The following is a 9,725-nucleotide window of genomic DNA, read 5'->3' on the forward strand; positions in this document are numbered from 1 at the left end:
GACGCGCAGCGGAAAGCTGCTAGACTGCGCGCCTGGAAAAATCGCCCCGCCCTGCCCGGTGCCCTCCGGGCGGGCGAGCCAGGCTTTGCGCTGGCCGCCACGCCGGCCAAGTCCAGTCGGAATTACAGCATGATACCTTTCCTGAGTGCTCTTTGCCTGAGCCCCTTGTGCGCGGCGGCGGACGCATGGACACGCATGCCTGAAGCATTTTCACGCCAGCCTGCAAGTCCCCGGGTGTCGTCGTGGCGGGGCTCGACCAAGGTGGCGCTGGCCGCTCGCTCGTCTCGCTCGACAACTCCCGACCGCGCGCCGAGAGCGCTCGTCTGCCGATGAGTTACACGGCAGAATCCATTTCGGTACTCAAGGGGCTGGAGCCGGTGCGGCATCGCCCCGGCATGTACACGCGCACCGATTGTCCCTTGCACATCATCCAGGAGGCGATCGACAACGCGGCTGACGAGGCGCTTGGCGGGCATTGCAAGCGGATCAGCGTGACCGTGCATCGCGACCATTCGGTCACCGTCGAGGACGACGGACGCGGGATTCCGGTCGAGATCCACCCGCTGGAAAAGGTCCCGACGGTCGAGGTCGTGTTCACCCGGCTGCACGCCGGCGGCAAGTTCAACAAGGACGACAGTGCTTCGGCGTATCGTTTTTCAGGCGGGCTGCACGGGGTCGGCGTTTCGGTGACCAATGCCTTGTCGACCCGCCTCGAGGTCGAAGTCGTGCGCGACGGCGCACGCCACCGGATGGCGTTCGCCGGCGGTGCCGTCGTCGAGCCGCTGGCACGGATCGGCGACGCGCCGAAGCGCGCCAGCGGAACGCGCGTGCGTGCCTGGCCCGACCCGACGTTTTTCGATTCGCCGGTCATTCCCCAGGCACAGCTTGAACGTCTGTTGCGCAGCAAGGCCTTGCTGCTGCCCGGCCTGCAGGTCTCGCTGAGCGTCGAGGATGGCGCGCAGAACCACTGGTGCTTTGCCAACGGCATGCAGCAGTATCTGGCCGAGCAGGTCGAAGCCGACCCGGTGGCACCGGTCTTTTGCAGCGAGAAGTACGCGCTGCGGGGCGACGAGAGCTTCCCGCTCGGCTCGGGCGCGGCGTGGGCGATCTGCTGGACGGCCGAGGGTGGGCTGACGCGCGAGTCCTACGTCAATCTGATTCCGACACCGGCCGGCGGAACGCACGAGGCGGGCTTGCGCCAGGCGGCGCTGGACGCGATTCGCAGCTTTGCCGAGCATCATGCCTTGCTGCCGAAAGGCGTCAAGCTGGCGGGCGAGGACGTTTTCGCACGCGCCAGCTTCGTCCTCGCGGTGCGCATGCTCGATCCTTCGTTCCAGGGGCAGACCAAGGAGCGCCTGAACTCGCGCGATGCCGTCGCGCTGGTCGCCCGCATGCTGCGCGATCCGCTCGAGCTCTGGCTGAACGAACATCCGGACGCCGCCAAGCGAATTGCCGACCTGGCCATCCGTGCCGCCCAGGCGCGCGCGCGCGCCGGCCAGAAGGTCGAGAAGCGCAAGCAGTCGGCGGTCGCCATCCTGCCCGGCAAGCTCTCCGACTGCCAGAGCGAAGACGTCGAGCGCAACGAAATCTTTCTCGTCGAGGGCGATTCCGCCGGCGGGTCGGCGAAAGCCGGGCGCGACAAGGAGCTGCAGGCGATTCTGCCCTTGCGCGGCAAGGTGCTGAATACCTGGGAGGTGGACGCCGGCAGCCTGTTCGCCAACCGGGAAGTGCACGACATCGCAGTGGCCATCGGCATCGACCCGCACGCGGCGAGCGCGCCCGATTCGGTGCTCGCCAACCTGCGCTACGGCAAGATCGTCATCATGACCGACGCCGACGTCGATGGCTCGCACATCCGGGTGCTTTTGTGCACGCTGTTCTACCGTCATTTCCCCAAGCTGGTGGCGAGCGGTCATCTCTATTTCGCGCAACCGCCGCTCTATCGCCTCGACGTTCCGGGTCAGGGCAAGAACCGTCCGCCGCGCAAGATTTATGCGCTCGACGGCGCCGAACGTGAAGCCTGGCTCGACAAGCTGCGGCTCGAGGGCGTCAAGCCGGAAGCCGTGGCGATCTCGCGTTTCAAGGGGCTGGGCGAAATGAATCCGGAACAACTGTGGGAGACGACGATGTCGCCCGACACGCGCCGTCTGATGCGCGTGCGCATGCCTGGCGTCGACGCCGCGCGGCCGGTGATGAACATGCTGATGGGCAAGAGCGAGTCGGCCGGGCGACGCGCGTGGATGGAAGAAAACGGCGCGCTGATCGGCGCCGAAACCTGAGCAAGCGCATGGCGAGAAAAGATTCGACCGGCGATCTGTTTGCCGACCTGCCGCCCGAACTGCCGGCGACAGCGCCGCCCGCACCACCGGCTGCACCGGGCGGCGTGCCGGCGAGCGCCGGCGAGGACGACGACAGCGTACTGCTGCACGATTCGGCGGCGCGCGACTACCTGGAATATGCGATCGCCGTCGTCAAGGGACGCGCGCTGCCCGACGTCAAGGACGGCTTGAAGCCAGTCCAGCGCCGCGTGCTCTACGCAATGCGCGAACTCGGTCTGTCGGCAACCGCCAAACCGGTCAAGTCGGCGCGCGTCGTCGGCGACGTGATCGGCAAGTACCACCCGCATGGCGATACCTCGGCCTACGACGCGATGGTGCGCGTCGCGCAACCCTTCATGCTGCGCTACCCGCTGGTCGATGGGCAGGGCAACTTCGGTTCGCGCGATGGCGACAACGCGGCGGCGATGCGGTACACCGAGGCGCGCCTGACGCCGATCGCCGAGTTGCTGCTCGCCGAACTGGGCGAAGGAACGGTCGATTTTCAGCCGAACTACGACGGTTCCTTCGACGAACCGGCGTTTCTGCCCGCGCGTCTGCCTTTCGTCCTGCTCAACGGCGCTTCCGGAATTGCCGTCGGCATGGCGACCGAGATCCCCGCGCACAACCTGCGCGAGGTCGCCGCGGCGGCGATCCACAAGATCGAGCAGCCGGCCGCCGGTCTGGCCGAACTGCTGGAGCACCTGCCGGCGCCCGACTACCCGGGCGGCGGGCAGATCATCTCGCCGGCGAGCGACATTGCCGCCGCTTACGCAAGCGGTCGCGGCAGCCTGCGCGTGCGTGCGCGCTACGTCGTCGAAGAACTGGCGCGCGGCGCCTGGCAGGTCGTCTTCCACGAATTACCGCCGGGCGTCTCGTCGGCCAAGGTCCTGTCGGAAGTCGGCGCGCTGCTCAACCCGCAGCCCAAGGCGGGCAAGAAAGTCGTCGAGCAGTCGGCGGCGCAACTGAAGACGCTGCTCGCCTCACAGCTCGAAAGGGCACGCGACGAGTCGGGCAAGGACGACGACGTCCGCCTGGTCTTCGAGCCGACCAGTTCGCGCATCGACCGCCAAGACTTCGTCGCCCTGCTGCTCGCGCACACCAGTCTGGAAACCTCGGTGCCGATCAACCTGGTCGCTGTCGGCATCGACGGCCGGCCGTGCCAGAAGCCGCTCGTCGACCTGATCGGCGAGTGGTGCACCTTCCGACTGAAGACGGTCTACCGGCGCACCGCGTTCCGCCTGCAGAAGGCGGACGACCGCATCCACATTCTGGAAGGCCGGCACATCGTCTTCCTGAACATCGACGAAGTGATTCGCATCATTCGCCAGGCCGACGACCCGAAAGCCGCTTTGATCGAGCGCTTTGCCCTGTCCGACCGGCAGGCGGAAGACATTCTCGAAATCCGGCTGCGCCAGCTCGCGCGTCTCGAAGGCATCCGGATCGAACAGGAGCTCGAGCGCCTGCGCGGCGAGCGCGCCGACCTGATCAAGCTGCTCGGCAGCGACACGCTGCTCCGGCGGCAGACGATCCGCGAGATCCGGGCCGACGCCGAACGCTTCGGCGATGCCCGGCGCACGGTCGTCGAGCCGGCGGCAACCGCCTCGCGCGCGGAAGTCGCTACCGTCGCCGACGAAGCGGTGACCGTCGTCGTCTCGGAAAAGGGCTGGGCGCGCGTCCGCCAGGGGCATGGCCTGGACCTTTCCGGAATCGCCTTCAAGGACGGCGACCGCTTCGCTTCGGCGCACGAGTGCCGCTCGGTCGATTCGCTGGTCATCGTCTCCAGCGAGGGCCGGGCATTCACCGTGGCGATCGCCGGTCTGCCGGACGGGCGCGGCATGGGCGCGCCGCTCAGCTCCTTCGTCGAACTCGGCGGCGGCAGAATCGCGCACGTGCTCACCGGCGCGGCGGACGACGACCTGTTGTTTGCCAAGACGTCCGGCTACGGCTTCGTCTGCAGCTTTGGCGACCTGCTCTCGCGCCAGAAGGCCGGCAAGGCTTTCCTCAGCGTCGAAGAAGGCGCGCAGATCCTGCCGCCGGTACGCCTCGCCGGGCGCGATCACCTCGCCGCGCTGTCCGACGACGGCCGCCTGCTCGTCTTCCCGCTCGACCAGATGAAGCGCTTGAGCGCCGGCAAGGGCGTTCAGCTCATCGGCCTGCGCGAAGGCGAAACGCTGCGCACGGTGCTCGCCACGCGCGGCGCGCAGGTGACGATCCGCGGCACCGTGCGCGGGCGGAGCAAGACGCTGCTCTCCGAGGAACGGCATTGCGGCGCGCGCGCGCGGCGCGGTTCGCCGGTCGGACAACTGAGCAACGTGACGCTGGAGGCGGCGACCGACTGACGCTTGCCGGTCAGCCAGCCACCCTTGGCACGTCCCTGCGCCCCGGCCAAACCACTGAACAATGGAGCAAACGATGATTCGACTGATGCGACCCCGGCGGACCAGCGCGGCAGCGGCTTGCCTTTTCAGCCTGCTCAGTCTGCCGGCAGCCGCCGAACAGGTCGGCTGCGTGACCACCGAGTGGAAGCTGATCGGCGCCAATCACCGCGTATGCGTGGAAAGTTTTGCCGACCCGAAGGTGCCTGGCGTGACCTGCCACGTCAGTCAGGCGCGCACCGGCGGGGTCAGCGGATCGTTCGGGCTGGCGCACGATCCCTCACAGTTCTCGCTCGCCTGTCGGCAGACCGGCCCGATCACGCTGCCCGCCAAGCTGCCGAAAGAGGCGACAGTGTTTGCTGAAGACACCTCGATCCTGTTCAAGGAAACACGCGTCATCCGCCTGTGGGACGAAGCCAACCGGACGCTGGTCTACCTGGCGATCAGCCGCAAGCTGATCGACGGCGCACCCGCCAACAGCATTTCGACCGTCCCGGTGATGCCCTGGGGCAAGCCCTGACGTGCCCGGCAAGGCAGCGCCACCGACTTGCGACGTCGCCGGACTCGGCCAGGTCTTCACGCCGCCGGAGGTCGTCGAACTGATGCTCGGGCTGATCCGCAACCGCGGCCGGACGCTCGAGCCGGGCTGCGGCGACGGCGCGTTTCTGCAGCATCTCGCTTTCGCCGTCGGCATCGAAATCGATCGCCGGCACGCGCCACCCGGCGCGCGCGTGATGGATTTCTTCGCGCTGCCGGAGAGCGAGCGTTTCGTCACGATCATCGGCAATCCGCCCTACGTCCGCTACCAGGACATTGCTCGGGCGACGCGCCAGCTCATTCGCCACAGCGTGCTCGACGGGCGCGCCAACCTCTATCTGCTCTTCATCGAGAAGTGCCTGCGCCATCTGACACCCGGTGGCGAGCTGATCTTCATCACGCCGCGCGACTTCGTCAAAGCGACCTCGGCCGTCCCGCTGAACCGCCTGCTCTTCGCCGCCGGAACGATCACCGAATACGCCGACCTGGGCGATTCGCGGCTGTTCGCCGGCGCACAACCCAACTGCGCCATCTGGCGCTTCCAGCGCGACGACTTTTCGCGCCTGACGCGCTACGCCGAACAAGGAGTAGCGCACGGTCTCGCCGGTCTGGCCCGCCTGAACTGGGAAGAAAGGCATTTCGTCGAAAGCAGCGGCCACCTGATGTTTACTCGCGGCGACTATGGCCTGCACCTGGCCGACATCGCCTGGGTCAAGGTCGGCGCGGTTTCCGGTGCCGACGACCTGTACGCCAGCGAGCAATACGGCAACCGCAACTTCGTCTTCTCAGCCACGGCGAGCACCGGCAAGACGCGCCGCATGCTCTGGTGCGAACCCGGCGATCCACCGCCGGCCGTCCTGCTGCCGCACAGGGAACGTCTGCTGCAACGCCGCGTGCGCCACTTCGACGAAGCGAACTGGTGGCATTGGGGGCGCAGTTACCATCAGTCGGCGCAAGCGCGCGTCTACGTGAATGGCCGAACACGCCGCGCGCAACCTTTCTTCGTCCATCCCTGCCCGGACTACGACGGATCGATCCTGGCCATTTTTCCGCGCAATCCGCAAGTCGACGTGCACGCGCTGGCCGCCGCGCTGAACACGGTCGATTGGGCCGATCTGGGTTTCATCTGCGACGGACGCTTTCTGTTTACCCAGCGGAGCCTGGAGAGGGCGCCGCTACCCGAGAGCTTCCGCGCCTTTGCCGCGCCCGAGACCAAGCTGGTCGATCTGGCGAGAAAAAGGCCCCAGCGATGACGCGAGACACCGCCAAACCGCCCTTGCTGATCTTCGATTGCGACGGCGTCCTGGTCGACAGCGAGCCGATCGCCAGCCGCGTCCTCGCCGAAGCGCTGAGCGAGATCGGTTTTCCCCTCGGCCCACAGCAGGCGATCGAGCGCTACACCGGGATCAGCCTGGCGGCCGTTCTCGCCGCCGTCGAGGCCGAATGGCAGCGGCCACTGCCGGCCGACTTCAGCGCCACGCTGGCCGAACGCGACCGGGCCGCCTTCCGCGCCGAACTGCAAGCCATGCCCGGCGTTGCCCGGGTGCTCGCCGGGCTGCCGCACGCGCGCTGCGTCGCGTCTTCCGGTTCGCTCGACAAGATTCGGCACAACCTGGCGCTGACCGGACTGCTCGACTTCTTCGCGCCGCACGTCTTCAGCGCCGAAATGGTCACCCACGGCAAGCCGGCGCCCGATCTTTTCCTGCTCGCCGCCGCACGCATGCACTCGCCGCCGGCGCGCTGCATCGTCATCGAAGACAGCGTCGCCGGAGTCAGCGCCGCGTGCGCTGCCGGCATGCGCGTACTCGGTTTCTGCGGGGGCGGCCACGCACGACCTGAACTCGCCGATGCGCTGCGCGCTGCCGGCGCGCGCGAGATCTTCACCCGGATGAGCGATCTGCCCGCCCTGCTCGCCGGCTGAGACGCGCCGCTGCAGCTTGCGCAAGGCTCATCGGGCAACTCGTCGGGCGCCTCACTGGTCGCCGCATCGGGCGCCATCAGCGGGCGCCGCACGCCGTGTGCCCGCCGGCCGCCTCGCGCGCGTGCCGGCAGCCGCCAGTGTAGAATGGCGCCTAGACCCACCACGTTCCCGGCTGCAGATGCGGCTGCGCGCCCGAGCATCCGCGCGCGGCCGGCTGCCAACGGGATGGAGACTCGCCCATGGTTCCCCGCCTGACGACGGCCCTTGACGGCCCGCTGCTCGAAATCGAGCGTCGCTTTCTCGACGCGATGCCGGAAATCGAGTGCTGGATGCGCAGTCAATGGCAGGAGCACTCGCCCCCCTTCTACGGCTCGGTCGATCTGCGCAACGCCGGCTTCAAGCTGGCGCCGGTCGACATGAACCTGTTTCCCGGCGGTTTCAACAACCTCGACGCCAGCTTCCGGCCGCTCTGCGTGCAGGCGGCGATGAGCGCGATCGACAAGATCTGCCCGGACGCGCGACGCCTGCTGCTCATTCCGGAAAACCACACGCGCAACACATTCTATCTGCAGAACGTCGCGCAGATCGCGGCGATTCTCCGACTGACCGGACTGGAAGTTCGCCTCGGCTCGCTGCTGCCGGGGCTCGAGCAGGCTACCCCGGTCGAACTGCCGGACGGCAGCAGCCTGCTGCTCGAACCGCTCGTTCGCCGCGGCCAGCGACTTGGCCTGGCCGATTTCGAGCCCTGCGCGATCCTGCTCAACAACGATCTCTCGTCCGGCATCCCGGACGTTCTGCGCGGACTCGGCGAACAGGTGATCCTGCCGCCGCTGCACGCCGGCTGGGCAACGCGCCGCAAGTCGAACCACTTTGCCGCCTACGACGACGTGGCGAACGACTTCGCCCGCCTGGTCGGCATCGACCCGTGGCGGATCAATCCCTACTTTTCGGTCTGCGACGGCGTCGATTTCCACGACCGGCGCGGCGAGGAGTGCCTGGCCGCCAACGTCGCCGGCGTGCTCGAACTGATTCGCGACAAGTACCGGCAATACGATATCGACGAAACCCCCTACGTCGTCGTCAAGGCGGACGCCGGAACCTACGGCATGGGCGTGATGACGGTGCGCGATGCGTCGCAGATCGTCGGCCTCAGTCGCCGGCAACGCAACAAGATGTCGGTCATCAAGGAAGGCATGACGGTCTCGCAGGTGATCATTCAGGAGGGCGTGCATACCTACGAGCAGGTGGGCAGCGGCGAGCAGGAAGGCGTTGCCGAACCGGTCGTCTATATGATCGACCGCTTCGTCGTCGGCGGTTTCTACCGCGTGCACAATCAACGCGGCAAGGACGAGAACCTCAACGCTCCGGGAATGCACTTCGAACCGCTGGCTTTTGAAACCAGTTGCTGCCTGCCCGACCACTGCCAGAATCCGGACGCGGCGCCGAACCGTTTCTACGTCTACGGCGTCGTCGCCCGTCTCGCCCAACTCGCCGCTTCGCTCGAACTCGAACGAACGCGCCCTGCCGAGGAGCCGCCGCCATGCGCATAGCCTTCATCGTCGACCCGCTGGCCTCGCTCAAGGCGTACAAGGACACCAGCATCGCGCTGATGCGCGCCGCGCAGGCGCGCGGCCATGCCGTCTGGACGATCCAGCAGGACGCCATCCACTGGTCGCCGCTGCACGGCGTTTGCGCCGAAGCCGTGCACCTCGAAATGCTCGCCGACGACAAGGACTGGTTCAGCGAAATCGATCGCCACGTCGTCGCGCTGCGCGACTTCCGCGCCGTCCTGATGCGCAAGGACCCGCCTTTCGACCTCGAGTACGTCACCACCACCTGGCTGCTCGAGCGCGCCGAAGCCGAAGGAGCGCGCGTCTTCAACCGGCCGCGCGCGCTGCGCGACCACTCGGAAAAGCTGGCGCTGTGCGAATTCGCCGGCTTCTCGGTGCCGACCGTCGTCGCCCGCCAGGCGTCGGTGATCCATTCGTTCATCGAACTCGAACGCGACACCATCCTCAAGCCGCTCGACGGAATGGGCGGCAGCGGCATCTTCCGCGTCCGGCACGACGATCCAAATCGCAACGTCATCGTCGAAATGCTCGGCGGCAACGGCGCGCGAACGATGATGGCGCAGCGTTACATCCCGGAAATCGCCGACGGCGACAAACGCATCCTGCTCGTCGGCGGCGAAGTCGTTCCCTACTGCCTGGCGCGCATCCCGCAAGCCGGCGAAACGCGCGGCAATCTCGCCGCCGGCGGACGCGGCGTCGCACGCGAACTGAGCGCGCGCGACCGCGTCATCGCCAGCACGCTGGCGCCTGTCCTCGCCGCGCGCGGGCTGCTGCTCGTCGGCCTCGACGTCATCGGCGACTGGCTGACCGAGATCAACGTCACCAGCCCGACGTGCATGGTCGAAATCGCCGAACAGACAGGCTTCGACGCCGCCGAAATGTTCCTTCTGGCGCTCGAGCGCGAGTGCCTGAGCAAGCCGTAGCCGACACCCGGCAGCGCGCCGGGCGCTTGCTGCATCGTCTACGCATCTGCTACATTTGACCCGCTGTTGCAGCATCGCCG

General features: G+C 67.4%; 7 protein-coding genes. All 7 read left to right on the forward strand.

The genetic code is table 11. From position 1 onward, the window contains the following. Positions 1–329: 329 nt before the first annotated feature. The 7 genes from parE (at position 330) to gshB (ending at position 9,645) form a co-directional block, all read left to right on the forward strand. Positions 330–2,279: a DNA topoisomerase IV subunit B gene (gene parE / locus RKP46_RS11470; RefSeq protein ID WP_311106779.1), complete on the forward strand. Its 1,950-nt coding sequence runs from the start codon at positions 330–332 to the stop codon at positions 2,277–2,279. A gap of 8 nt (positions 2,280–2,287) precedes the next feature. Next, positions 2,288–4,657 carry a DNA topoisomerase IV subunit A gene (locus RKP46_RS11475; protein ID WP_311106764.1) on the forward strand — a complete coding sequence of 790 codons (2,370 nt, stop codon included), beginning with the start codon at positions 2,288–2,290 and terminating at the stop codon, positions 4,655–4,657. A 73-nt stretch (positions 4,658–4,730) separates the two neighbouring features. Next, a complete protein-coding gene (locus tag RKP46_RS11480) occupies positions 4,731–5,213 on the forward strand; it encodes a CreA family protein (RefSeq protein WP_409194038.1) in 483 nt (160 codons plus the stop codon). 1 nt (position 5,214) lies between these two features. Continuing rightward, positions 5,215–6,483, forward strand: coding sequence for a class I SAM-dependent methyltransferase (locus tag RKP46_RS11485; RefSeq protein WP_311106765.1), 1,269 nt, complete (start codon positions 5,215–5,217; stop codon positions 6,481–6,483). Then, a complete protein-coding gene (locus RKP46_RS11490) occupies positions 6,480–7,151 on the forward strand; it encodes an HAD family hydrolase (RefSeq protein ID WP_311106766.1) in 672 nt (223 codons plus the stop codon). The genes RKP46_RS11485 and RKP46_RS11490 overlap by 4 nt, the downstream gene beginning before the upstream one ends. A 239-nt stretch (positions 7,152–7,390) precedes the next feature. Then, a complete protein-coding gene (gene gshA, locus RKP46_RS11495) occupies positions 7,391–8,701 on the forward strand; it encodes a glutamate--cysteine ligase (RefSeq protein ID WP_311099386.1) in 1,311 nt (436 codons plus the stop codon). Beyond that, the gene (gene gshB, locus RKP46_RS11500; RefSeq protein WP_311106767.1) at positions 8,692–9,645 is read left to right on the forward strand and encodes a glutathione synthase; all 954 of its coding nucleotides are present in this window, start codon (positions 8,692–8,694) and stop codon (positions 9,643–9,645) included. The genes gshA and gshB overlap by 10 nt, the downstream gene beginning before the upstream one ends. Positions 9,646–9,725 lie beyond the last annotated feature (80 nt).

It is taken from the genome of Accumulibacter sp. (assembly GCF_031732815.1).
GTDB lineage: Bacteria > Pseudomonadota > Gammaproteobacteria > Burkholderiales > Rhodocyclaceae > Accumulibacter.

Excerpts from the sequence above, each read along its gene's own strand:
- parE (WP_311106779.1), top strand. The coding sequence starts at position 330 with ATGAGTTACACGGCAGAATCCATTTCGGTACTCAAGGGGCTGGAGCCG.
- RKP46_RS11475 (WP_311106764.1), top strand. The coding sequence starts at position 2,288 with ATGGCGAGAAAAGATTCGACCGGCGATCTGTTTGCCGACCTGCCGCCC.
- RKP46_RS11480 (WP_409194038.1), top strand. The coding sequence starts at position 4,731 with ATGATTCGACTGATGCGACCCCGGCGGACCAGCGCGGCAGCGGCTTGC.
- RKP46_RS11490 (WP_311106766.1), top strand. The coding sequence starts at position 6,480 with ATGACGCGAGACACCGCCAAACCGCCCTTGCTGATCTTCGATTGCGAC.
- gshA (WP_311099386.1), top strand. The coding sequence starts at position 7,391 with ATGGTTCCCCGCCTGACGACGGCCCTTGACGGCCCGCTGCTCGAAATC.
- gshB (WP_311106767.1), top strand. The coding sequence starts at position 8,692 with ATGCGCATAGCCTTCATCGTCGACCCGCTGGCCTCGCTCAAGGCGTAC.